Consider the following 24,707-nt stretch of genomic DNA (forward strand, 5'->3'; position numbering starts at 1 on the left):
CGTGCGTTAAGTATTCGGTTCTGTTCAGTCCCATGTCGCAAGTTGTGTTCCGTCCTTCGTATTTGGTGCAGGCCTCCCCTCGGCTCAAGGCCGAACATCCACCGAAAACCGATGTATTGCCGGTCAATTCCGATGATCGCAGTCCCCCGGCACCATTCGGACTGCGCTGGGTCGGGCTGCTGATGTTTACCTCGCGATGGCTGCAAGCGCCCCTGTATGTCGGTCTGATCATCGCTCAAGCCCTGTACGTGGCGCAGTTCCTGCAGGAGTTGCGCCATATTCAATGGGGTGTGAGTGAGCGGGAGTGGATCCTGGTCATCCTGAGCCTGATCGATGTCGTCATGGTGTCGAATCTGCTGGTCATGGTGATCATCGGTGGGTACGAGCTGTTCGTATCGCGGATCAAGGGCATCGACGAGCATCCCGATCGCCCCAATTGGCTCCGACATATCAATAGCAATCTGCTCAAACTCAAGGTCGCGATGGCCATCATCGGCATTTCCTCGATCGATCTGCTGCGCACCTTCGTCAGCCTGCACGATGTGATGCGCCAACCCGGAGCGAACAATTTCGTGATGTGGCAGTTGATAATTCACCTCGCCCTGGTCGGCTCCGCGTGCGCCATCGCGGTGATCTCACGCATCACCGACGCCCACGACCAACCCCCGGCACCACACAGCGTCAGCATTACCGCGAGACGATCGGACAGGGCGACCGCGGCCACGGTGAACTGAGTTCAGCCACCCCACGTCCCAATCGACAATGTCTGTTCTCACCCGGCGCGGGTGAATTGGTTGTGGGGTGTTCGGCTCTAGCGTCGGAGGTGTTGCTGTACCACCCCAGCCGGAAGGTCTACCTATGATTCTCAAACCATCCCGCCTGTTCAATCGCCATGCCCCTGAGAATTGCGAGAAGGACGCTGGGGAAGGTTCGGGCGTATCGCGCAGGCGGATGTTCCAAGGGGCGGGGGTCGCGGCCGTGGCCGTGGGGGCCGGGATGGCGCTGGCGGCGTGCGGGTCCGACGATAAGTCCTCGGGAGATGCCACCACAGGTGCGGCGCCGACGGGGACCGGTGATGGCAAGCGGGACAAGGCGATCGGTGATCCGGCGCAGGTGACCCAGCCCGCGGCCGGGGTGGATATGTTCGCCGATTACGCCAAGACGATCGGGCAGTTCGCGTACGTGTGGGGCTGGCCGCTGGTGAATATGCGCAATCGGCATGACACGATCAGTAAGGTTCCCCAGGCCGGACGGCTCAACAACGCGGTGCCCGTCGCGCCGCAGGGGCATTTGTCGATGCTGTCGAATTATGTTGTGCCCGAGGAGAATGTCGTCGCGTGCCCTAATCAGGATGTGGTCTACGGTGCGGCGTTCTTGAACCTCGACGCGCAGCCGGTCATCGTCCAGGTTCCCGACTTCGGGGACCGATTCTGGGTGTACGCCCTCTACAACGCTCGCCTCGACCAATTCGGTGAACTGGGTAAGCAATACGGCACCAAGCCTGGCTTCTACCTGCTCGCAGGACCGAATTGGCAGGGCGATGCGCCCAAGGGCGTCGAAGCGGTCATCCGATCCACCACCACCTATGCCAACGCCCTGCCGCGAATATTCATGGATGCCACACCCGAGGACCACACCGCCATCCAGGCGGTGATCAACCAGGTCAATATCTATCCGCTCACCGAATTCGACGGCAAGACCAAGATCACCGACTGGTCCCAGACCCCGGCCCTGCCCGGACCTCCCACCGATGGCGGAGAGACGAAATACGTTATCCCCGAACAGTATTTCGACCAGCTCGGCACCATCCTGGACAGCGTGCCGCCCCTGCCCGGCGAGGAAGCGCTCTACGCGCAATTCCGCAGTCTGCTCGACGCGGCCCGCCGTGATCCCGCTCTTCGCCAAGCCCTCATCGACACCGCGGTTGCCGCCGAAAAGAACGTCATAGCACCGTTTTTCGAGTGGAAGCACAACGGCGTTCCCGCCGGCAACGGCTGGAACCGCTCAGCCAACAATGCCCAATTCGGCGTCGACTACTTCAGCCGCACCGGCACCTCCAAATCGAATATCTTCGAAAACCGCCCCACCGAAACCCAGTACTTCTACACCGACAACGACACCGCCGGCGCCCCCTTGGACGGCACCCGCACCTATAGCGTCACTTTCCCCGCGGGCCAAGAACCCCCGGTCAAGGGCTTCTGGTCGCTGACCGTCTACAACAACCAACACCTTTTCTCCCCCAACCCCCTCAACCGCTACTCCCTGGGCACCAAGAACAAGAATCTCGCCCGCAACCCCGATGGCTCCCTGACCCTGCACATCGGCCCGCAGTCCCCCACCCGGGAAACCGAATCCAACTGGATCCCAACCCCTTCCGGCCCCTTCTCGCTCTACATCCGCGCCTACTGGGGCGACCAGGCCATCCTCGACGGCAGCTGGAAGCCCCCGGCCATCACCCCCGCCTGACCCGAACCTCCGGGCAGGCGCGGGCGGGGCTGTGGATTGGCTGGGAATCGGGCGGTCGGGTGCCAGGAATGGCGGCTGGGCTGGGCTTATTGTGGGATTCGTGGCCGATCGGATGGTGTCTGCGAGCATGCGGGTTCTTGTTGTCGACGATGAACCGAATATTCGAGATCTACTCGGGGCCGCGTTGCGGGCAAGTGGGTTTTCGGTGACCGTGGCGGCGAATGGGGTGGAGGCACTGTCCAGCGCGGCGACGACGCCGCCGGACATCGTGGTTCTGGATGTGATGCTGCCGGATATGGACGGGTATTCCGTGGCCCGGCGATTGCGGGCTGCGGGCAATGAGGTGCCGGTGCTATTCCTGACCGCGCGAGATGCGGTCAAGGATCGGATCGAGGGGCTGACCGCGGGCGGCGATGATTACGTCACCAAACCGTTCAGCCTCGAAGAGGTGGTACTGCGATTGCACGCGATCATGCGGCGCACGGCGACGCCGCATGACGCGGAGGCGACACTGCGATTCGCCGATCTGGAATTGAATGCGGACGCGCACAGCGTGACTCGCGGCGGTGAGGGGTTGTGGCTGTCGGCAACCGAGTTCAATCTGCTGCGCTATTTGATGACCAATGCCGGCAAAGTGGTCAGCAAGAGGCAGATCGTGGATCAGGTGTGGGATTCCGCGGAGGGGCGCGGAGATCGGGTGGTCGAGACGTTCATCAGTCAATTGCGGCGCAAGGTCGACGCGCACGGTCCGGCATTGATTCATACCGTTCGCGGTGTGGGGTATTCGCTGCGCTTACCCGGTGAGCATTCGTGATCCGATTGCGCCGGAGTTGGACGCTGCGCGCCCGGGTGCTGGCGGCGGCGCTGATCACCACCGCGGTCGGGATGGCGGCCTTCGGAATTCTCGCGGTCGCACTGCTGGATCGCGCCGAACTCGCGCGCATCGACGCACAGCTGAACACCGTGGTCGCCGATATGACACGCACCAATCGGCCACCACCCCCGCCTCGACCTGCCGGGAGCACCGCCGAAGACCAGATCCCCTCGCCGTTTCGAGTGTTGTTCTTCGATACCGACGGCGCGCCCACGATTCGAATCGGCAGTGGGGTATCGCTGCCGGAACTGCCCCCGATGGACGCCGCGTCCGTACGGGCGCGCGGCGCGCACGCCATCACGGTTCCCGCCCACGACGGCAGTGTCCAATGGCGAGTGCATACCGCCTATCAGCCACCGAATAGCTTCGAGCCCAACGGTGGCACCGTCGCGGTCACCATGTCGCTGGACACCTACGACGCCACCCTGAGTCAACTCCGCACCATCGAGGTCGCCGCGGGAATCGGTTTGCTCGCGATACTCGGAGCGGTCGCGACCTGGCTGGTCCGCGTCGGCCTGCGCCCGCTCACCCGCATCGAGCACACCGCGCAGGCCATCGCGGCGGGAGAGCTGGATCGGCGTGTGGCGCAAACCAATTCGTACACCGAGGTGGGTCGCCTGGGCTCCGCGTTCAACACCATGGTCGAGCGCCTGTCCTCGGCCCTGCGGCGCCTGGAGGAATCCGAGGCACGCATGCGGCTGTTCATCGCGGACGCATCGCATGAACTACGCACCCCGCTCACCTCGATTCGCGGGTACGCCGAGCTGTACCGATTCAGCGGCCCGCAACCTCCCGACGAGGTCGATCGCATGATGCGCCGCATCGAGGACGAGGCCACGCGTATGGGCCTGCTCGTCGATGATCTGCTGCTGCTCGCACGACTCGACGAGGAGCGGCCCATGGATATGGCCCGGGTAGACCTGACCGCCATCGCCGATGACGTCGTCCATGACGCGGCCGCCCGAGCCCCCGAACGCGTTGTCCGCCTGCATATTCCGCCGCAACCCGTATACACCTACGGCGATGAGCACCGACTGCGCCAGGTGCTCACCAACCTGATCGGCAATTCCCTCACCCACACCGATTCCGCGATCGACCTGACGATAACCCGAGGACCCGCACCATCGACCGGCGATGTCATCGCGCATGCCGGTGCCGCGATACCGCTATCCGGAGATGTCGCGATCATCGAAATCCACGACGACGGCCCCGGAATCCCGCCCGCCAAAGCCCCGCACATCTTCGACCGCTTCTACCGCGCCGACGAATCCCGCTCCCGCACAGTAGGTTCCGGGCTCGGACTGGCCATTGTCAGCGCCATCCTCACCGCCCACGGAGCGCAGATTCAACTCATCAACACACCGGGTTCGGGAACTCGCTTTCGAATTCTGACCGAACTCGCACGGTGACAATCGTTCACCGGCACCTGCACGACCACCGCGTCGGGAACGGTGACAACGACGTGCACCGGGACCAGCACCACGACCGAGAGTTTCACCACGACAACCACATCCACCACCTAGAACTTCCTGTGATCGACGTCCGCGGGCAGGCCGTGCGGTCCTGACGATCGCGTTCCCAGCGCTGAAGGGCAGCTGTTTCCGCCGCTAGGGTTCTTCCGCAGGTGGTCGGACACAGGAGTCGTCATGGCGGAAGTGACCGGCGTTGCCGGTGGGGTACGGACGTTGATACCGGCGCGGATCGATCGGTTGCCGTGGTCGCGGTTTCACACCCGGATGGTGATCGCGCTGGGAGTGGCGTGGATTCTCGATGGGCTGGAGATCACCGTCGCCAGCGCGGTCGCGGATACTCTCACCAAACCCGAAGCGCTGCAACTATCTTCGACGGCGGTCGGGTTCCTGGCGACGGTCTATCTCGCCGGGGAGGTGGTCGGCGCGCTGGTATTCGGGAACCTGTCCGATCGACTCGGGCGGCGCAAGCTGTTCGTCATCACCCTCGGTGTGTATTTGATCGGCAGCGGGCTCACCGCGTTCACGCTCGGCAGCGGTCCGGGATGGCTGGTGTTCCTGTACCTGACCCGGTTCATCGCGGGCATGGGAATCGGCGGCGAGTACGCCGCGATCAATTCCGCGATCGATGAGCTGATTCCCGCGCGATACCGCGGTCGCGTCGATATCGCCGTGAACGGAACCTACTGGGCCGGTGCGATTCTCGGCACTCTGGGCGCGTACATCCTGCTCAACCATGTCAGCCTGGACCTGGGCTGGCGGCTCGGCTTCCTGATCGGCCCGGTACTGGGCCTGGTGATCGTGCTGGTGCGACGCAACCTTCCCGAGAGCCCGCGCTGGCAGATCATGCAGGGCCGAGCCGACGATGCCGAGGCATCGATCACCGCGATCGAGCATGAGGTGCGGGCAAGCGAGGTCGACCTGCCGCCTGTGGACGAATCGAAGGCCATGCGGGTCAAGCCCGCGGAGCACATCGGCTACCGGGCACTGACTCGAATCCTGTTCCGCGAGTATCCTTCCCGTGCCATTCTCGGTGCGAGCCTGATGATCAGCCAGTCGTTCCTCTATAACGCGATCTTCTTCACCTACACGCTGGTGCTCGGCAAGTTCTACGATGTGCCCTCCACCGCCACCCCGCTCTACCTGATCGCCTTCGCCGTCGGAAACCTACTGGGCCCCTTGACGATCGGCCGCTTCTTCGACACCGTCGGGCGACGCGTCATGCTCTCGGGCACATACATCCTGTCCGGCGTCCTGCTCGCACTCTCGGCCTGCCTGTTCTACAGCGGCGCCCTGAACGCGATCACCCAAACCATCTGCTGGTGCGTCATCTTCTTCTTCGCCTCCGCCGGAGCCAGCGCCGCCTACCTCACCGTCAGCGAAATCTTCCCCCTCGAGGTCCGTGCCAAGGCAATCGCCGTATTCTTCGCCATCGCACAGTGTTTCGGCGCCCTCGGTCCGGTCATCTACGGCGCATTGATCGGCGACGGCACCTACCCCCTCGGCCTCTTCCTCGGCTACCTCGTCGGCGCGACCGTCATGATCGCCGGCGGCCTGATCGCCTACCGCCTCGCCATCGACGCCGAGGGCCGCTCCCTCGAGGACATCGCCCCACCGCTGTCGGCAACGGTTGCCGAACCCGCCCGTGCCACAGGCGAGTAGTTCACCGTTGGGCCAGCAGTGCGGTCGGGTTGAGCACGGCCCATTCCTTGTTCCGCCAGGTGGCCGATCCGTCGATGGCGTCCCAGCCCCGCAACGCACCGTACTGGCCGATATCGGCCATGACCAGCTCCTGATCCAATAGCGCTGTGTAGCGGGCCGATTCGGCTGCCGTCGGGTTCCTGATATTGCGGATCGCTGTCAGCTCCCGACTGATCTGCACGAGGGTCCGGCCGCGGTCGGACTCCAGCGCGTTGAGGGTGATCGTTCTGGCGTCGGGGCGCAGGGCCATTCGCAGCACCTTGGCCTGCCGGGTGGCGAGATCCTGGGTACGGCCGGGATCGGTGTAGTGCAGTGCAATCCGCTCCAGAGGCGAGGCATAGGTCCCGGATCCGGTGGTCCCGCCGCCGGGCCGCACCGGACCCGAAACAAACGCATCGAGAAAGCGTCCTTCCTCGAATCCCCGGAACAGCTCGGCGCCACCCCTCGCGACCGCCGAGTCGATCTCATCGGAGGTAGCCCTGGTAACGCGGCCGTCGAAGCCCTGCAAACGCTGAATCCGCTCGAAAGTCGGGGAGGTCCCCAGCGAATCGATTCCCCCGGACCGGCGCAGCGCGCTGTAATCCGCCTCATCGATCAGATCCCTGCCACGCACGTATCTCGGAGACACCGCGTCGGCGGCGACCTCACCACGCAGGGCTGAGGACGCATCGGCCACAGCAATTGTCGACGCGGCATCGGCCTCGACCCTGCCCCGGACACCCCCCGCGATGACGTCGGCAGTTCGCGTGGGCATCGTGGAAGCCGCGTCGGTGAGGTCCCTGGCCATTGTGCCGAGCACATCACGCACCGCCCGCCAAGCGGCATCCAATTCTCCGCCCATGGGTTTCACTGTGCTGCACAATGTCTCCGCGACGCGGCAGGAAACCTTCCCATCACCGGTGATTCGAGTCCGAGGGGTTGCCGAGGATCGCGGTCAGGACCCGGACGGCGCGGTCGGGGTCGGCGGGCTCGCCGATGATGGTGGGCATGTAGTGGAAGGACTCGGCCACTCGCAGGACCGTGTAGGACAGGTCGTCCAGGGTGAGCGGGGTGTGAATGCGGCCGGTGTCGAGGTCGGCGGCCAGTTTGGCGCGGACATAGGCGAGCATGCGGGGTTGAAAGCCGTGCGAGGCCACTGTCAGCAGGGTCATGTACATGGCGTTGTCGCGCTCGATGGAGCGGCGCGAGCCGGGTTGATCCCAGATGGCGTGCAGTAGGTGGCCGAGGAGGGCGGGAACCCTTGGGCCGGGGGCGGATTCGACGGTGCGCCAGCCGTGGTCGAGGGTGCGTTCGGTGAGCCACCAGACCACTTCGATGATCAGTTGTTCGCGGGTGCCGACCCAGCGGTAGAGGGTGACGCGGTTGACGCCCAGGCGCTGTGCGATCGAGCCGATGTCGATGCGCTCCCCGGCCAGGAAATCCGCCCGCGCCAGGGCGAACGCGTCCAGGGCGGTCGGGCGGCGGGGGGTCGAGTCCGAGGCCAGTTGTCGTTCCAGCGGTGTCGATGCCACCGATGCAGCATATCTTGCCCGACATTTCCTTTGTGCAACATCTTGCCGTGATGTTGCATCCGGTCTAGGCTCATGCAACATCTCAACAAAATGTTTCACACTCGACAGTTGGCGCGATCATGTTGCGACACTGGCGTATTCGAGTGACCTTGCAGGCGAGGAGGCCGCAATGGGCAGCACGGTGACCGATACGGTGATCGTCCGAGAAGGAACGGTGCGCGGGCAACAGCGGGGTGACCTGCTGGAATTTCTGGGCATCCCGTACGCCGCCGCACCGTTCGGTGCGAACCGCCTGCGCCCCCCGATTCCAGCGCCGCCGTGGCAGGGTGTGCGCGATGCCCGGCAGTACGGGGCGACGGTTCCCAAAGCGGACTACATCGCCATGTACATGCCCTACTACCCCGAGGTGACCATCGCGGGCACCGAATGCCTGAACCTGAACGTGCACACCCGCGTCGATGCCGATCACCTGCCCGTGCTGGTGTGGATTCACGGTGGCGCGTTCACCAATGGCTCGAATTCGCTTGCGGAATACGATGGTTCGGCATTCGCCCGCGACGGCGTGGTCACCGTGGTGATCAATTATCGACTCGGCGCGGAGGGTTTCCTGTACACCGGGGACGAGGTGGCCAACCTCGGCATCCTCGATCAGATCGCGGCACTGCGGTGGGTGCGCGACAATATCGCCGCATTCGGCGGCGATCCCGATCGGGTGACGGTGGCCGGGCAATCCGCGGGCGCGTGGAGCGTGAACACCCTGCTGGCGGTACCGGATGCGGAAGGGCTTTTCCACCAGGCGATTTCGCAGAGCGGCGGGGCGCATCACCATCTGCCGCCCGAACAATCACTGACGGTCGCGCGAGAGTTGGCGCGCCTGCTCGGTATCGAGCCCGAGCGCGAGGCCTTCGCCGCGGTGGATCCGCAGGTGCTCGCCCAGGCCTGCCGGACGGTCATCACCGAGATTCAGACCGCGCCGGATCCCGCCAAATGGGGAGCCCTCGCACTGACCCAGCAGCCCTTCGCGCCGACCGTCGATGGCACCGTGCTGCCCCGGCCCACGTTGGAAGCGCTCGCCGAGGGCACCGGGGTGCGATTGCTCGTCGGGACCACCGCCGATGAAGCGCGCGCGATTCTGGTCGCATCGGGAGTGTTGACACTGCTCGACGAGACCGCGCTGACCGCGACAATCGAAGGGTACGGGCTGCCGGTAGCCGAGACGCTGACCGCGTACCGGCGCGATCGACAAGACGCGACCGCCGGTGAGTTGGTCTCCGCGATTGTGTCCGACTGGTACTTCCGCATCCCCTCCATTCGCGTCGCCGAAACCAGGGAGCCCGGCAGCACCTGGCTGTACCGATTCGAATGGGCTTCTCCCACACTGGGTTCCGGCCACGCCGTCGATATCCCGTTCGCGTTCGACACCCTCGGCGACCAGGGGCTGAGCGCCCGCATCGGCGACGCCCCACCGCAGGTGGTCGCCGACACCAACCATCGAATCTGGATCGACTTCATCACCCGCGGCGATCCCGGCTGGGCGGCCTACGACACCACCGCCCGCACCACCGGACTCATCTCCGAAACCATCACCACCGCCGACGATCCGGCGGGCCACGAACGAATCCTATGGGAGGGCAAGCGATGACGAGCATCAGCACCGAGCCGGTAACCTACGAGGTACCGATCCCGAAAGTCGCCCGCATCGTCCTGAACCGCCCCGACCGGCGCAATGCCCAGGACACCGAACTGCTGTACGCCCTCAACACCGCGTTCGACCGCGCCGCGCACGATGACGACATCGTGGTGATCGTCCTGGCCGCCAACGGCCCGCACTTCTCCGCGGGTCACGATATGCGCGAACCCGATCCGCTGGCCGCACACGAGCGCTTCGAAACCGTCGGCAGCGGTGCGGGATTCACCGAGCCGGGCGCGGCCGGGGTAATGGCGCGTGAAGAGGAGATCTACCTCGGCTTCAGCGAACGCTGGCGCAATATCCCCAAGCCGACCATCGCCGAGGTGCACGGCAAGGTCATCTCCGGCGGGCTCATGCTGGCCTGGCCGTGCGATCTGATCGTGGCGGCCGAGGATGCCGAATTCATCGACAATGTGGTGTCGATGGGCGTGAACGCGGTCGAATTCTTCAATCACCCTTATGAATTCGGCGTGCGCAAGGCCAAGGAACTGCTGTTCACCTCGCGCGCCATGACCGCCGCCGAGGCCGAACGCGTCGGCATGGTCAACAAAGTGGTGCCGCGCGCCGAACTCACCAGCGCGACAATGGAACTGGCCGCCCACATCGCCGAGCAGCCGCCGTTCGCACTGAAGTTGGCCAAGCAATCGGTGAACGCCGCGCAGGACGCCGCCGGACGGCCCGAAGCCATTCGCAACGCGTTCGCACTGCATCAACTGGCGCACAGCCACAATATGCAGGTGCACGGGCTCGTCGTCGAACCCGCGTTCATCGACAGGTTCCTCCGTGGCTGAGGCGATTCCGCTCGGACAGCTGCTCACGGACCTGGCGACCCGTGCGCCCGAGCGACCCGCCCTCACCGATGCGGACCGCACCTACACCCGCGCCGAACTCGATGCCGCGGCCAATCGCCTGGCCCGCGTTTACCGCGACTTCGGGGTGCGCGCCGGAGATCTGGTGACCGTGGCGCTTCCCAACGGAGCCGAGTTCTATATCGCGGTGTTCGCGCTGTGGAAGATCGGCGCGGTGCCGCAGCCTATCTCCAGCGCGCTGCCCGGACCGGAGCGCGAGGCGATTCTCTCACTGGCACAACCGGTTCTGGTGATCGGAACACAGCCCGCGGATCCGTCGATCCGGTGGCTGCCCGCCGGATTCACGCCCCCGTCCACGGTGCCCGATACCCCGATCACGCCGACTGCGGTCGCACCCTCCTGGAAGGCCCCGACGTCCGGTGGCAGCACCGGGAGACCCAAACTGATCGTGTCTGCGCAGCCCGGTGAACTCGATGTGGAACTGACCGCGGCCATCCTGGATCAGCGCGACGGTGACACCCAATTGGTTTGCGGCCCTCTGTATCACAACGCACCGTTCAACTTCTCGATCTACGGGCTGCTGGCCGGGCAGCACCTGGTGGTGCTGCCGCGATTCGAGACGGTCGCGGTGCTGCGGTCGATCGCCCTGGTGCGGGCCACCTGGATCAGCCTGGTACCCACCATGATGAGCCGCTTGGTACAAGAATTGCGCAGCAGCCCAAACGAATACGACATCACCTCGCTGCGTTCGGTCTGGCACGGCGCGGCAGCGTGTCCGCAGTGGCTCAAACGCGCGTGGATCGATCTGGTCGGTGCGCCCGCGCTGCACGAAATGTATGCCACCACCGAGGGCACGATGATGACCCACATCGACGGCGCCGACTGGTTGCGGCACCCGGGTTCGGTGGGTCTGCCGCTGTGGGGCCGGGTACGCATCGCTGCATCGGATGGCGCGGAACTGCCGCCGGGCCACACCGGTGAAATCCTCGTCCGCCCCGAGAATGACACTCCCACTTATCATTACATCGGAGCCACGTCCCGAGTCATCGATGGCTGGGAAGCAGTCGGCGATCTCGGACGCCTGGACGAAGAGGGCTACCTCTACATCGACGATCGCCGAGCGGATCTCATCATCACCGGTGGCGCGAACGTCTACCCCGCGGAGGTGGAAGCCGCGCTGACCGAACATCCGCGGGTCAGCGGCGCGGTCGTACTCGGCGTACCGGACGATGACCTCGGCCAGCGCGTACACGCGGTGATCGAGTCATCCGACCCGCTCATCGACGACGAGTTGCGCGCCTTCATCGCAACTCGATTGGCCCGCTACAAGATCCCCCGCACCTTCGACTACACAACCGCCGCCCTGCGAGACGACGCGGGCAAGGTGCGCCGAGCCTCGCTACGCGGGCAGCTCGGGCTCGAAGATGCTGTCGCGCATGCTCGTTGGGAGCCCGGGCAATAACTGTGAGACGTGTCTGCGTACCTGGCCCGCACGTATTTCGGGGTCGGCGCTGCCCGGCGGCGAGGACGCCGGAACGCAAGCGCCACCGTAGGTGGAAATCATTGCCGGCGTTCACGACCGACCCGCCGCCGTTCCGCACTGGCGGCGGGCAGGGCAGTAGCCTGAACCGCATCAACGACACTCTTACCGGACGGCTCAGCATGCGCTCCGACCTGCGCGGCGTCGGCGCATTTCTCCTACTGACGGCATCGTTCGCAATGCTGACCGTGTTCGCGCGCTTTCTGGACACCGGATTCACCATCGCGCAGCAGGTCTATCTGCGGACCGCGGTGGCATTCGTGATCGCGGTGGTGGCATTCGGGCCCTGGATCAAATGGTCCAAGATCCCGAAGATCAGACCGCGCGAATGGGCGGTGATCACCGTCCGCGCGATTCTGCTGTATGTGCTCGGCACGACGCTGTTCTCCCAGGCCGCGACCATGTCTCCCATCAGCGATGTGTCCTTCATCGCCGCGCTACCGCTGGTGCCGGTAATTGGGCTACTGCTCCGGAAGGTGCGGGTGACCGCCACCAGGGTCATCTGCGTCACCGGCTCCGCGGCCGGGGTCGCGATCCTGACGACCTCGGGGCTCGGTTCCGGCCCGCTCCCGATCTCCTGGAACAGCGGCAAGCTGATCGCTCTGATCGCGATGATCGCGCTCGCGGTGAGCTATATCGGCCGCGATTGGCATGACAACACGCTCAACAATCTCGAGATCACCACCTTGACGGTGGGCCTGGGCGCGCTCGGCGTCGCACTCGTGTCGCTGCTCAAAGGCGATGGGATTCCCCATGTTCCAGCGGCCTCGTCGCCGCTGATTCTCTGGGGCGCGATCGCGGTCGCCGGGGTGCTCAATGTGACGAACGTTTTCCTGATCAACTATGCGTTCGAACATGTCGACCCGATTCGCGGCGGCAATCTGCTGACCCTGGAAGGGGTATGGGGGCTGCTGTTCGGCTGGTGGTTCTACCGGCAGATGCCGACGCTGGGCGGAATCATCGGTGGAATTCTGATCATCGCCTGCGCGCTGGGCCTCAATCTCGTCAACCGGCAAACACCCGGGACCGCCGAGCCGTCACCCGTGCTTGTCACCGTCGCTCCGGGCGTCGTGCCGCTGCGCGCCGACCAATGACCCGGCGGCCGTGCTTGGATTCCTGTTACGATTCCTACTATGAAGGCTAATACGTCGCTCAGCCTGGACGGCACGGTGTTGGAGCAATCCAAGGAAGTCGCCGCGCAGATGGGCATCAAGCTCTCCGCCTTCGTGGAATCGGCGCTGCGGGACAAACTGCTCGCCAACTCCGCGCGCATCGCCGCGGATTACGAGCGTGCGCAGGGCCGCGACACCGCCGAGCACTTCGCCGAGGTCGAAGCCGAACGCGCCGCCATGGCCGAGGCTATTCGCGCCGACGGCGCCGCGTGGTAACCGCCGCCACACCCGCGCACGGCGAACTCTGGCACTACCTGCCCACCATCGCGGGCCGCCAGAAACCGTCATCGCTCGGCGGTGATCGCGTCCTGATCGTCTCGCGCACCGCGGCCAACGCGATCCTGCCGACCGTCCTGGCCATCCCGGTCGAACTCGCACCGAAGATGCCCGGCCTGGCCGTCCCCTTCGACGACGCCGACCCCCTCCCCGGCCTGTCCGCGGTCGTCTACCGCATCACCCCGGTCTACCGGCCGTGGCTCCAGGACCGCATCGGTGTCGTCACCGAATCCACCCTGCGCCAGGTCGTCGGCGCACTTGTCGGACTGGTCGCCCCGGACACCGTCTTCTCCCCCGACCGCTGACTCCGCACGTGCGGTATGTGCCGATTACCGGCATATCGGAGAGTCGGTGTTGCGGCGAACCGCAAGGATCTTCGCAGCTGTATCAGCGGGAGAGCAGCCAACTGACGCGGTCATAGGCGAGGGCCTGGTAGATCACCAGGATGACGGCGGATACCAGGGCTGCGACGGGGAGTCCGGCAGCCCAGAGGGCTATTGCTCCGCCGCCGAATATCGCGAGCTCCAGCGCCAGGCGTACCGCGCCCGGCACAGCGACCGTCGCTTGTCCATTGCGGCTCGGATCTCCCGGGACCGCGAAGGTTCCCCATAAGGCAGCGACAATAATCGGTAGCACCGCGACCAGCAGATATCGCCAGGGCGAGTCGAATTCGCGCCAGCCCAGGACTCCGAAGGAAACGATCGCGGCGAGCTCTAGCAGGAGACGAACACCGAGCATGAACGGATTCAACGACACTCGGGGATCCTAACTGCACAGGTCCCGGCGCGCTGCCACCAAAAGTAGGGTTTGAAACGGGCTGTCAGCGGAATTCGGACTTCTTCGATCGATTCCGGTCTCGCGTGGATGCGCGACTTCGAAAGTCGTTGCACGAAAGCTGAATTGCGCATTCGCCGACCGGCACCGTATCGTGGCGCTCGCCGGAATACGGTAAGCGCGAACTCGATTGAGCCATTCGAAGACGACATACGGCACCGCCGAATTCACACCGAAGGGAAAATCATGAGGACACGAACCCGCATCGGAACCGCCCTCGCCGGAACAGCTTTGGCATTGGCGGCAGCCGCCCTGTCCGGAACGGGAACCGCGGCAGCGGATTCCATTGCACAGGACCCCGCCAATTTCCTGGTCGGCGACACCGTCTACTTCACCTACGGCAACCTGGCGAATTGCGCCATGCGCCCCAACGGCGACGTCGGCTGCGATATCACCAACGGCACCATGAACTGGTACGGCCTGCAAATCTCCAACGTCTCCATCGATCTCCCGTTCCTCCCCGCGCACCCGCCCCTGGGCCCGCTCGCCCAGCACGGCCGCGCCGACAGCACCCCCCTCACCCCCGGCCAGCCCACCCCCGGCTCCGGCTACGGCCCCGACGCCACCATCACCTACGGCGGCGCGACCTGCATCGGCAGCGGCTTCCGCGGCCAGGTCACCTGCAACTCCAAGGGCCACCACTTCAGCTTCGGCTTCACCACCGGCTACAACTGACCCGGCCACTCGGCCAGTGGCCCACTGGCCGACACCGTCCCTGCCTGACACCTAGTCAGAACTGCTGCTATCCCCGCCCCCACATCCGCTATGCCCACCACCGCACCCACTGTGCCCGGAATCCCCACCGCCACAACCACTATCACCGCCGCCGTCGATGCCACCGGACTGCCACCGATCCCGCCGCCTACTCGGATCGTCGTCCCGACTCACCCCCGCGACGACCAACCCGACCAGCGCCATCACCACGATCACAATCACAAGTCCGGTCACCATGGCGAAAGGCTACTACCGCCCGATGGTGTCGAAGCCGAGGTCGACGATCACTCCACGCCGATGGGCTCGGCCTCATTCACAATCAGTCCGTATCGTCCTAGAGCTGCGCGGCCGCAATCGCTTTTGCCGATGGTGGTTCACGGGATTGGTTCGGCCAGGGCCTGTTGGATCGATATTCCGGTGCGCTCGGCTAAGAGCAGTCGCTCGCGAACCTGGCGTGGGGTGCGGGGGCGGTAGCCGGGGCCCTCGTTGCAGCAGCCGCCGTAGAAGGTGAGGCCGGAATCGAGGACGGCCTGTAAGGCCCGCCACCCGGTCGTGTCGGTTCTTCTGGGCACGGCCAGGTGCGGTCCGGCGTCGATGAATGGTGCTCGGCATCTTGGGCAGCGCGCGGGACCGCGGCCGACCGGGTGTTTATGCGAGATACGGCAACTCACGCACACCAGATGTGTTCGGCTCGGGTAGAAGCACATTCGCGCAGCGTACGGTTGCCGCTCGATGGAGTCGAGTCATTTCACGCGCTGGCGAATTCGGGCTAGGTCATGATCAATCGTGCGCGGGATTCGGGGCGGCCGTAGGACAGGATGCGAGGCAGCACTTCTCGCAGGCGTGCCAGGTCTGCGGCGGGGCGCGCAATCACGTCGACTCGCGACGTGGGCGTAAACACAGCCGCGACTACAGCGTTCACTGTCTGGTTGACGAGTCATACGTGTGGGTTGATCGGCGGATATGCTTTCGCGGTGAACGAGAACACCATGCCGGTTCGGAGTGCCTCGCTGGTTTGGGCGACGGCGGTGCAGGTGGGTGTGACGCCGGTTCAGTTGGCCAGTGTCTCAGGGTTGGATCCGGCTACTTTCGGGGACCATTTGTTGCGGGTCCCGACCGAATCGGTGTGGCGGATATGGGAATTGATCCAGGCCGGGGCGGGGGCGGGCTCCGGGGCGGGGTTGCTCGCGGCCGCGCAGGCCGATCGGGTGGGACTGCACGTCTGGGACTATCTGTTCTCGAGCCGGGCTGATTTGGCCGAGAGTTTGCGCACCGCAATGGAGTTGCGCGGGGTGGTGACCGATCCGGCTGTCGGATGGGAAGTGGTGGAGGACGGCGGATTGCTGTCCATTCGATGCTCGGTCGCCGTTGAACCCGAACCGGTGCTCGCGCTCGTCGAGGTATTCGTGCTGTCGGTCATGTTGCGGCGAGTACGCGCGGCCACCCGCGAAAATCTGGTGCCCGTTCGAGTTCGATTCACGCAGCGACCGGGTGCGTCCTATGCGCATCTGGTGGACGAATTCGAGACGCGGAATATCGATTTCAACGCACCGCACGCCGAGATCACCTTTCTCGACGCCGGCGCGCTGCCCACCGGCAGCGATCCCCGCCTCGGGGAGGTGCTGAGCCATTACGCCGAGCTCAATCTCGCTGCCGCGCGCCCGGCGCCGAGCTGGCATGACAAGCTGCGCGCGGCCATGCACCAGTCCATGGCGGCCGGTGAGCTCGACCTGAACAATGTCGCGCGCCGATTGGCCATCAGCACAAGGACTTTGCAGCGCCGCCTCAGCGAGGAAGGCACCACCTGGCGCGAGGAGGTCGCCGCGACCCGGCATCAGCACGCGGTGGATCTGTTGCGCGACACCGCGCTTCCGGTGCAATCGGTCGCGGCCAAGGTCGGTTACAACGATGCGCGGGCGCTGCGCCGGGCATTTCAGCGCTGGACCGGTGACACCCCCGACGGGTTCCGGCGAGGAATGGCCAGCGGTATGTGACCGCGGAGTTGTTCCACCTGGTTGGTTTGGCACATTCGGGCCGCGTTGCGGCATATCCGGACTCCCTGTCCGCGCGGAATCGGGCCATAAATTGATGGATGTAGGCCGAGAGGCATGCACCTTCAGTTGAATCCGTAAGCCGGACAGGAACATTCGCCATGCCCAACCACAAAATCCTCGCCATCTCCGGCAGCCTGCGCGCGGACTCGCACAACACCGCGCTGCTGCGCGCGGCGCAGAAGTTCTCCACCGGCCTCGAGGTGGTGATCTATGACGGACTGCGTGAGATCCCGCCCTACGATATGGATCTCGACACCCCGGCCAACCGTCCCGCGCAGGTCACCGAGCTGCGCCGCCTCATCACCGAGGCCGACGGCCTGCTGATCGCCACCCCGGAATTCAACTACTCGATTCCCGGCGTGCTCAAGAACGCCATCGACTGGGTGAGCACCGACTGGACCAAGACCGAGGGTCTTCCGCTGCTGCGCAAGCCCATCGCGATCATGGGTGCCGCACCGACCCAATTCGGTTCGGTCCGTGCGCAACTCGCGTTGCGTCAGGTATTCGTGTGGACCGAGAGCGACATCGTGGTCAAGCCCGAGGTGATCGCGTTCCGCTCGCACGAGCGGTTCGACGCCGACGGCAATCTGGTCGACGAGAACACGATCGAACTGCTCCAGGGTCTGCTCACCGCGCTCACCGCCAAGATCGATCGGGCGAAGTAGCGAGAACCGCTGTACTGGAAGGGATTCCGCCATGTCCGAGAGCCGTCCCCCGGTCCCGCCGTTCACCGCCGAGACCGCCGCCGCCAAAGTCCTGGCCGCCGAGAACGCCTGGAACACTCGCGATCCGCTGCGCGTGGCACAGGCGTACACCCCCGATTCGTGGTGGCGCAACCGCGATCAGTTCCTCGTTGGCCGCGAGCAGATCGTCGACTTCCTCACCGCGAAATGGGCGAAGGAGCACGAGTACGCGCTCCGAAAGAACCTGTGGGCCTTCACCGAAGACAAGATCGCCGTGCGCTTCACCTACGAATGGCACGACACCGAAGGCCAATGGTGGCGCAGCCACGGCAACGAACTCTGGAAGTTCGACGCCGCCGGTCTGATGAGTCGCCGTGAGGCCAGCATCAACGATCTGCGCATCAGCGCCGCCGAGCGCGCCATCTTCGGGCCTCGCGAGAGCCAGGTAGCAGGTCCGGCATGAAAAGCCCCGCTCACATCGCATGGGCTGGCCTTGCCGCGATGACGATTTCGTTCGGCTTGAACTTCTCCATGGGAGTGTTCTTCGCGCCGACGACCGCCTCATACGGAGTCAGTGCGACCGCGCTGGCGGTAGCCGCGGCACTGGGCACCACGGTGACCGGGTTCGCGCAGCCGTTCGTCGGCAGGCTGCTCGACAGCGCCGGTGCGAAAACGGTGCTGATCGGCGGGCTGGCACTGATCTCCGGCAGTTATCTCGCACTCGCGGCGGTGCGGGAGACCTGGCAATTCATCACCGCGTACATGCTGCTCGGCGGACTCGGTTTCGCCGCCTCGTCCACGCTGACCGTGACCACCCTGATCGGGCGCACACTCGGCAACCAAGTCGGACCGGCGCTGACCCGGGCTGCCGTGGGCATCAATCTCGGACAGCTGATCGGCCCGTGGGCCGCCACCGCGCTGTTCGAGCCCGCTGGGGTACGGGCGACCTACGCGCTGCTCGGCGCGGCCGGGCTGGCCGTCACGGCGGTGCTGTGGCTGATCCTTCCCGCTGACTCCCGAACGAATCGGGTTGCAGGACAAGCTGAATCGCTCGCGGGACGAGGCCGGGTGCTGGTCTCCTTCGGCTTGCATTCGGCGACCCTGTACGTGGTGATCCTGATGCTGCCCAAACACGCGGTCGAAGCGGGCTGGTCCGTGGTGAACGCGGGCCGTCTGGTCGCCCTGGCCGCGCTCGCGGCGGGGCTCACCTCGATCGCCATGGTTCGGCTACAGCGGCGATATCGGGTCGAAAACCTTTTGCGGGCACTGTATGTCGTACGAATCATCGCGCTCGCATTGGCGGTGTCCAGTACCGCACCGGCCACCTTGATCGCCGTTGCGGTGCTGTTCGGCGCGGCATCCTTCCCGATCGTCCCGTTGACCATGGCCGTCGTATCGCGCGGCCTCGACCCCGCACGGATGGGCCGAACCCTCGCTCCCGCCTGGGTGATTCATCAACTCGCCGCGGCGGCGGGACTGGCGATCGCCAGCGCCCTACATGCCCTGACCGACAGCTACCGCGGCTATTTCGCACTCGGCCTGCTGTTCAGCGCGGCCGCGGCGCTACTCCTGCACAGCAACGAACCGGTCCACCATGCCACTCTGCACCGCCTGCCGGAACAACCTCTCGACAACGGAGACCAACACCATGACCGTCGTAACCCACCACACCGTGGAAATTCAGGGCCTGCCGGTCTTCTACCGGCAAGCCGGTGACCCGTCGAAACCGACAATCGTACTGCTGCACGGATTTCCGACCAGCTCGGCCATGTTCCGCGAGCTGCTGCCGGAGTTGGGCGCGGACTATCACCTGATCGCGCCGGACCATATCGGGTTCGGGCAGTCGGCGATGCCGCCGGTCGACGAGTTCGACTACACCTTCGACAAGCTCACCGAGATCACCCTGGAATTGCTCGACACCCTCGGGATCGAACGGTTCGCGCTGTACATCCAGGACTACGGCGCTCCGATCGGACTGCGGATCGCGTCGCAGAATCCCGAACAGGTCAGCGCGCTGATCACCCAAAGCGGCAACGCCTATATGGAGGGCTTCACGCCGTTCTGGGAGGTGCTGTTCGCGCACGCGACCGATCGCGTCACGCATGAGCCCGCCGTGCGCAAGTTGCTCGAACTCGACGCCACGAAATGGCAGTACACCCACGGTGTTTCGGCCGATCGACTGGCACGGGTCAGCCCGGACACGTGGATCCTGGACCAGGCGTATCTGGATCGACCGGGCAACAAGGAGATTCAGCTGCAACTGTTCTTCGACTACAAGAACAATCTGGACGGCTACCCGGCATTCCAGAAGTATTTCGCCGAGTACCGGCCGCCGGTGCTGATCGCCTGGGGCGAGCACGATGAGATCTTCGGGCCCGACGGCGCTCGCGCGTATCTGCGCGATCTGCCCGACGCCGAACTCCATCTGCTGGACGCGGGCCATTTCGCGCTGGAGACCCACGGGCCCGAAATCGCCGCGCTGATAAGGGATTTCCTGGGCCGCGTACTCGACTGATCGTCGGTGGGCTCGTAACCGCCCGGATTCATCCGCGACCGAAACCGAAGGAACATCAATGAAGACGCTGATCGTCTACGCCCATCCCGAGCCGAATTCGCTGAACGGTTCGTTGAAGGACCTCGCGATAACCACCCTGGAGAACGCCGGGCACGAGGTTCAGGTAAGCGATCTCTATGCGATGAACTGGAAAGCGGTTGTGGAATCCGGGGATTACGGGCCCGCCGCCTCGAATCCCCTTCGGGTTGCCCGTGATTCGGGTCGCGCCTTCGACTCCGGCACGCTCACACCAGATGTGCGCGCCGAACAAGCGAAACTGCTGTGGGCCGACACCATCATCTTCCAGTTCCCGCTCTGGTGGTACACGATGCCCGCGATTCTCAAGGGCTGGGTGGATCGGGTATTCACCTTCCACTTCGCCTACGGCGTAGGCGAACACAGCGCCACCCGATACGGCGAACGCTTCGGTGAGGGCACGCTCTCGGGTAAGCGGGCGCTGTTGTCGGTGACCGCGGGCGGGCCGGAATCGCATTACTCCGCACGCGGAATCAACGGTCCCATAGACGATCTGCTGTTCCCGATTCAGCACGGCATCCTGTTCTACCCCGGTATAGCGGTGCTGCCGCCTTTCGTGCTGTACGGCTCCGACCGCATCGGCGCGGAGGACTATCCGGATCTGGCCAAGGCGTGGGAACAACGCCTGCTCACCCTGGATTCGACCGAGCCGATCGCGTTCCGGCGGCAGAACTTCGGTGATTACGAGATCCCGTCACTGCAATTGCGGCAGGGGCTTGAGCCGTTGGGGCGCAGGGGCTTCGGATTGCACACTCACTAATCGACTCTGATAACCGAGTACCGGGTGCTGGGCTCGGGGACGGTGTCGTAGCGAGCGTTGGGCAGGTATAGGCGACCGGCGAACATGGCGACGGTCGTCGGTACATCGAGGCCCGGGGCGGTGATTCGGCGCTCGACCACACCGGTGGTGCCCGTGGGGTCGAGCGCGATCATCGCGATTGCGTTGCGCCTGTTCTGGACGACGAACAGGGTGGAACCGCGCAGAAGCAGTCCATCGCCATCGCGGACAGTCTCGGCACCGAGATCGATTGCCCGGGTCATGCCCGTTTCGCAGTCGACGCGGAACAGCCGTCCGGTGACCGACTGGACGATTATCAGTCCCGTGCCATCGGGAGTTCGAGTGATTCCATTGGCGTTGAAAGCTCCTGGGACATAGTCGATATCGCCGGACAACGGTAGCCGAACCACCCTTTCGGGGCCCGGTAGCGTGCCGTCGGGGGCGATCGGGAGGTGATACAGCACGGGTGCACGGGAGTCGGTGAACCACGCACCGGCGGGCGTGATCGCCACATCGTTCACGAAAGTGTCCGGCGCAGTGCCGAACTGGTAGCCGGCAACCGTCTCGCCGGTGCGGGTGTCGATGACGCGGGCGTCGCCATTGGCACCTCCGGCGACGAACAGTCGGCCGCGCGCATCGAGCCGGAGCCCGACCGCCGGTGTACCCGGACCACGACTCAGGATGTCACCTCGTCCGGTCACCAGATCGGCGCGATAAATGGAACCGTCCGCCAGCGAGCCCAGGTAGGCGACGGGAAGCGAGCCGATCTCGATGCCCTCCGGTCGGAACCCGGCGGGCAACTCGATCACACCGGGGAAGATCAGCGGATCCGCGGTCGCCCGGTAGGCGGGCAGCACTACCGTCACACCGGAAACGCAGAGCGTGCAGAGGATTCCGAGTTTTCGTCTCACACCTCGATCTGACACCGCCTCGATCGATGAGTCCAAGACATGTTTGTCACCGCATCGATCTGCAATCATGATTGATCGGTGGAGCTCCAGCAGATGCGTTATGTACTGGCCGTCGCCGAAACGAACAGCTTCACTCGGGCCGCCGAACGCTGCCACGTCGTCCAATCCGCGCTGAGTCACCAAATCGCCCGCCTGGAACGGGAACTCGGTGCGAAGCTGTTCGAACGGACCAGCCGCCGGGTCCGGATCACCGCCGCCGGTGCGGCTTTCCTCCCCGCCGCACGCGAATGCCTGGATGCGGCCGACCGCGCGGCCGCCGAGGTGGCTGCCGCTGTCGGCGAGGTGCGCGGCCGTCTCGCCGTCGGCCTGATCCCCACCGTCGCCGCAGTCGACGTCCCCGCCGCACTCGGCGAGTTCCGAGATCGATTCCCGCACGTGCGAATCAGCCTGCGCGTCGGAGCCAGCGATGATCTGACCGATCAGATCCGCACGGGCACACTGGATCTGGCCTTCCTCGGCCTGCCGACCACTGCCGAGCCCCGCGAAGTCGTCGCCGTCGAACTTGCCCGCGACCGCCTCGTCGCCGTCGTCGCCCCAAACCATCCCCTCGCCACCGAAACGTCGGTCCCCCTGCATCGGCTCGCCGCCGAGCCCTTCGTCGACCTCCCCGCCGGCACCGCCGGACGCGTGCAATCCGACCTGGCTTTCGCCGCCGCCGGCCTGGATCGCGACGTCGCATTCGAAGTGACCACCGCCGATTACATCGCCCGCCTGGTCCGCCCCGGCATCGCGGTCGCGATGCTCCCCGCCACCTACGCACCCCAACTCACCGGTATCACCACGGTCGAAATCACCGACGCGCCAGCCCGAGTGGAGTACGTCATCTGGAACCGCTCCGGCCGCACCCCGGCGGCCAGCGCCTTCCTCACCATTCTCGGCATCGCGAAGGCCTGACGGGACGTGCCCCCTAAAGTCGGGGTGCCGCGGATGTCAATGAAACGCTAGCGTTTCAATGCGATTGCAGGCACTGATGCCTGACACACGATCAGGAGATTCAGATGCGAAAAGTCCACACCGCCGTCCGTGTCGGCGTCATCTCCGCACTGCTGACAGCAGGGCTCGGCACAGCAGCGGGAGTAGCCGCCGCACAGAGCGGTACCGCGCCCACACCGAGCGCCGGGACGATCGCGCAGGGATCATGCTTCGACACCGACCCCTCACACCCGAACCCCATCAACCCGCTCGCCTGCCTCGTAGGCCTCGTATCCGGTTCGGCATCGGGGTCGGCAAAGTAGCCACACCGAAGAGCGCGGCAGCTGTCACGGCGCTGCCATCGTGGCGGGATGGCGGCTTGCGCGTGAAGGGTGTCAATCGCGGAGTTGGCGGAAGAAGCCACGAATGTCGTCGGCGAACAGATCCGGGACTTCGAAGGCGGGGAAGTGTCCGCCTTCGGTGTGCTCGCGGAAGAACGCGACGCTGTCTCCGGCACCGAGAATCCTGCGGACGAAAGGGTCACTGTAGAACAGTGATTGGCCTTGGGGCACCGCAGAGGTATCACCCCAACCGGAGTTCTGGGCGTGGGCCAGTTCCCAGTAGAAATCGGCCGCGGCGGGGCCGGTGCGGGTGAACCAGTACAGGCTCGCGGTGATCAGGACGTTGTCGCGGCTGATCGGGGTCGCGGGGTTGGCCCACTCGACGAACTTCTCCGCGATCCACGCCAATTGCAGGATCGGGGAGTCGGCCAGACCCGCCGACAGGGCATTGGGTTCGGTCGAGTGCAGGACCTTGTAACCCTTCTTCTGCGACCAGTCGTATTGCGCTTGTTCAAGCTGTTTCCGCTCATCGGGGTTCAGGTCGGCGGGTACCGGCAGGTCCTCCCCCGCCATGCCGACCTGCAACCTGTCGCCGTGCGTGTGTGCGCCGATCACCCGCTCGGGCAGCAGCGTCGCCACCCGTCCGGTCACCCCGGCACCGAGGTCACCGCCTTCGACACCGAAACGGTCATACCCGAGCCGGGTCATCAGTTCCCCGAACGCGAGCGCGGTCCGTTCCATATTCCATCCGCGCGATGAAAGCGGACTGGAGAAGGCGAATCCGGGCAGGGACGGGATGACCAGGTGAAACGCGTCGGCCGGATCGCCACCGTGTGCCCTCGGATCGATCAAAGACCCGCTCGCGGCGAGGAACTCGACGAACGAGGTCGGGTAGCTGTGGTTGAGCAGCAGCGGGGTCGCGGTCGGTTCGGGCGAACGCAGATGCAGGAAATGGATCCTCTGCCCGTCGATCTCGGTAACGAACTGCGGGTAGCGGTTCAGTTCAGCTTCGTGGGCACGCCAATCGAACCCATCGGCCCAGTAGTCGGCCAGCTCGCGCAGGTAATCGGGAGCGATGCCGTGATCCCAGTCCGAGCCGGTGCCGGGTACCGGGTGCGGAAATCGGGTGCGGGCCAGACGTTCACGCAGATCATCGAGCTCAACCTGCGGGATATCGATCCGGAAGGGAATGATGTCAGCGTTCATGCAGACCAAGGTATGACCCGACCAGGCCAAACCCTGTCCTAGTTCGCTCACGCGCGATTGTGTCGCCCGCCATATTTCAACGCGCCCGATACGCCGGGGAGAGTGCCCTCAACTCG

The 24,707-nt window shown here is 65.0% G+C and carries 24 protein-coding genes; 19 read left to right on the forward strand and 5 right to left on the reverse strand.

Features of this window, described 5'->3' with window-relative positions:
* Positions 1–32: 32 nt before the first annotated feature.
* From ACFVUS_RS25370 to ACFVUS_RS25390, 5 genes are all read left to right on the forward strand, one after another.
* On the forward strand, positions 33–734 hold the full coding sequence (locus tag ACFVUS_RS25370; RefSeq protein WP_387771245.1) for a TIGR00645 family protein: 702 nt from the start codon (positions 33–35) through the stop codon (positions 732–734).
* A gap of 124 nt (positions 735–858) precedes the next feature.
* Positions 859–2,466: a DUF1254 domain-containing protein gene (locus ACFVUS_RS25375; protein WP_387771248.1), complete on the forward strand. Its 1,608-nt coding sequence runs from the start codon at positions 859–861 to the stop codon at positions 2,464–2,466.
* A gap of 127 nt (positions 2,467–2,593) precedes the next feature.
* Entirely contained in the window at positions 2,594–3,280 is a 687-nt protein-coding gene (locus ACFVUS_RS25380; protein WP_387771251.1) for a response regulator transcription factor, read from the forward strand.
* Positions 3,277–4,749, forward strand: a complete 1,473-nt coding sequence (locus tag ACFVUS_RS25385; RefSeq protein WP_387771254.1) for a sensor histidine kinase — start codon at positions 3,277–3,279, stop codon at positions 4,747–4,749. Before ACFVUS_RS25380 ends, ACFVUS_RS25385 begins: the two co-directional genes overlap by 4 nt.
* Positions 4,750–4,986: 237 nt before the next feature.
* Positions 4,987–6,471 carry an MFS transporter gene (locus tag ACFVUS_RS25390; RefSeq protein WP_387771256.1) on the forward strand — a complete coding sequence of 495 codons (1,485 nt, stop codon included), beginning with the start codon at positions 4,987–4,989 and terminating at the stop codon, positions 6,469–6,471.
* Between the two features lies 1 nt (position 6,472).
* On the opposite strand, the gene ACFVUS_RS25395 is transcribed toward ACFVUS_RS25390, so the two are convergent.
* A complete protein-coding gene (locus ACFVUS_RS25395) occupies positions 6,473–7,351 on the reverse strand; it encodes a hypothetical protein (RefSeq protein WP_387771259.1) in 879 nt (292 codons plus the stop codon).
* Between the two features lie 52 nt (positions 7,352–7,403).
* A complete protein-coding gene (locus ACFVUS_RS25400) occupies positions 7,404–8,021 on the reverse strand; it encodes a QsdR family transcriptional regulator (RefSeq protein ID WP_387771262.1) in 618 nt (205 codons plus the stop codon).
* Positions 8,022–8,190: 169 nt separating this feature from the next.
* On the opposite strand from ACFVUS_RS25400, the gene ACFVUS_RS25405 reads away from it, so the two are divergent.
* From ACFVUS_RS25405 to ACFVUS_RS25430, 6 genes are all read left to right on the forward strand, one after another.
* On the forward strand, positions 8,191–9,663 hold the full coding sequence (locus ACFVUS_RS25405) for a carboxylesterase/lipase family protein (protein ID WP_387771265.1): 1,473 nt from the start codon (positions 8,191–8,193) through the stop codon (positions 9,661–9,663).
* A complete protein-coding gene (locus ACFVUS_RS25410; protein WP_387771268.1) occupies positions 9,660–10,502 on the forward strand; it encodes an enoyl-CoA hydratase in 843 nt (280 codons plus the stop codon). The genes ACFVUS_RS25405 and ACFVUS_RS25410 overlap by 4 nt, the downstream gene beginning before the upstream one ends.
* Positions 10,495–11,982, forward strand: coding sequence for an AMP-binding protein (locus ACFVUS_RS25415; RefSeq protein ID WP_387771271.1), 1,488 nt, complete (start codon positions 10,495–10,497; stop codon positions 11,980–11,982). Before ACFVUS_RS25410 ends, ACFVUS_RS25415 begins: the two co-directional genes overlap by 8 nt.
* Positions 11,983–12,083: 101 nt before the next feature.
* Positions 12,084–13,154 (forward strand): DMT family transporter, encoded by a 1,071-nt coding sequence (locus ACFVUS_RS25420; RefSeq protein ID WP_387771274.1) that lies wholly within the window; start codon positions 12,084–12,086, stop codon positions 13,152–13,154.
* Positions 13,155–13,193: 39 nt separating this feature from the next.
* Positions 13,194–13,448: a hypothetical protein gene (locus ACFVUS_RS25425; protein WP_364648733.1), complete on the forward strand. Its 255-nt coding sequence runs from the start codon at positions 13,194–13,196 to the stop codon at positions 13,446–13,448.
* Positions 13,442–13,813, forward strand: coding sequence for a hypothetical protein (locus ACFVUS_RS25430; protein ID WP_387771277.1), 372 nt, complete (start codon positions 13,442–13,444; stop codon positions 13,811–13,813). Before ACFVUS_RS25425 ends, ACFVUS_RS25430 begins: the two co-directional genes overlap by 7 nt.
* An 82-nt stretch (positions 13,814–13,895) precedes the next feature.
* On the opposite strand, the gene ACFVUS_RS25435 is transcribed toward ACFVUS_RS25430, so the two are convergent.
* Positions 13,896–14,264, reverse strand: coding sequence for a YrdB family protein (locus ACFVUS_RS25435; RefSeq protein WP_387771280.1), 369 nt, complete (start codon positions 14,262–14,264; stop codon positions 13,896–13,898).
* Between the two features lie 264 nt (positions 14,265–14,528).
* Here ACFVUS_RS25435 and ACFVUS_RS25440 point away from each other — a divergent pair, with 264 nt between their 5' ends.
* The 7 genes from ACFVUS_RS25440 to ACFVUS_RS25470 all read left to right on the forward strand — a co-directional run bounded on the left by ACFVUS_RS25440 (position 14,529) and on the right by ACFVUS_RS25470 (position 21,143).
* Positions 14,529–15,017 (forward strand): hypothetical protein, encoded by a 489-nt coding sequence (locus ACFVUS_RS25440; protein WP_387771282.1) that lies wholly within the window; start codon positions 14,529–14,531, stop codon positions 15,015–15,017.
* Positions 15,018–16,030: 1,013 nt separating this feature from the next.
* Positions 16,031–17,050, forward strand: coding sequence for a helix-turn-helix domain-containing protein (locus tag ACFVUS_RS25445; RefSeq protein ID WP_387771285.1), 1,020 nt, complete (start codon positions 16,031–16,033; stop codon positions 17,048–17,050).
* 158 nt (positions 17,051–17,208) lie between these two features.
* The gene (locus ACFVUS_RS25450) at positions 17,209–17,775 is read left to right on the forward strand and encodes an NADPH-dependent FMN reductase (protein WP_387771287.1); all 567 of its coding nucleotides are present in this window, start codon (positions 17,209–17,211) and stop codon (positions 17,773–17,775) included.
* A 31-nt stretch (positions 17,776–17,806) separates the two neighbouring features.
* The gene (locus ACFVUS_RS25455) at positions 17,807–18,256 is read left to right on the forward strand and encodes a DUF1348 family protein (protein WP_387771290.1); all 450 of its coding nucleotides are present in this window, start codon (positions 17,807–17,809) and stop codon (positions 18,254–18,256) included.
* A 38-nt stretch (positions 18,257–18,294) separates the two neighbouring features.
* Positions 18,295–19,509, forward strand: a complete 1,215-nt coding sequence (locus tag ACFVUS_RS25460; protein ID WP_387771293.1) for an MFS transporter — start codon at positions 18,295–18,297, stop codon at positions 19,507–19,509.
* Positions 19,442–20,308: an alpha/beta fold hydrolase gene (locus tag ACFVUS_RS25465; RefSeq protein ID WP_387771296.1), complete on the forward strand. Its 867-nt coding sequence runs from the start codon at positions 19,442–19,444 to the stop codon at positions 20,306–20,308. The genes ACFVUS_RS25460 and ACFVUS_RS25465 overlap by 68 nt, the downstream gene beginning before the upstream one ends.
* A 58-nt stretch (positions 20,309–20,366) precedes the next feature.
* Positions 20,367–21,143 (forward strand): NAD(P)H-dependent oxidoreductase, encoded by a 777-nt coding sequence (locus ACFVUS_RS25470; RefSeq protein WP_387771299.1) that lies wholly within the window; start codon positions 20,367–20,369, stop codon positions 21,141–21,143.
* Here the strand turns inward: ACFVUS_RS25470 and ACFVUS_RS25475 are convergent.
* Positions 21,140–22,072, reverse strand: coding sequence for an SMP-30/gluconolactonase/LRE family protein (locus tag ACFVUS_RS25475; protein ID WP_387771302.1), 933 nt, complete (start codon positions 22,070–22,072; stop codon positions 21,140–21,142). The genes ACFVUS_RS25470 and ACFVUS_RS25475 overlap by 4 nt on opposite strands.
* A gap of 78 nt (positions 22,073–22,150) precedes the next feature.
* Between ACFVUS_RS25475 and ACFVUS_RS25480 the strand changes: the two genes are divergently transcribed.
* On the forward strand, positions 22,151–23,026 hold the full coding sequence (locus tag ACFVUS_RS25480; RefSeq protein WP_387771305.1) for a LysR family transcriptional regulator: 876 nt from the start codon (positions 22,151–22,153) through the stop codon (positions 23,024–23,026).
* A 413-nt stretch (positions 23,027–23,439) separates the two neighbouring features.
* Here ACFVUS_RS25480 and ACFVUS_RS25485 read toward each other — a convergent pair whose 3' ends face one another.
* Positions 23,440–24,591 (reverse strand): epoxide hydrolase family protein, encoded by a 1,152-nt coding sequence (locus ACFVUS_RS25485; protein WP_387771308.1) that lies wholly within the window; start codon positions 24,589–24,591, stop codon positions 23,440–23,442.
* Positions 24,592–24,707: the final 116 nt, after the last annotated feature.

The organism is Nocardia sp. NPDC058058 (assembly GCF_042885355.1).
Taxonomy (GTDB): domain Bacteria; phylum Actinomycetota; class Actinomycetes; order Mycobacteriales; family Mycobacteriaceae; genus Nocardia.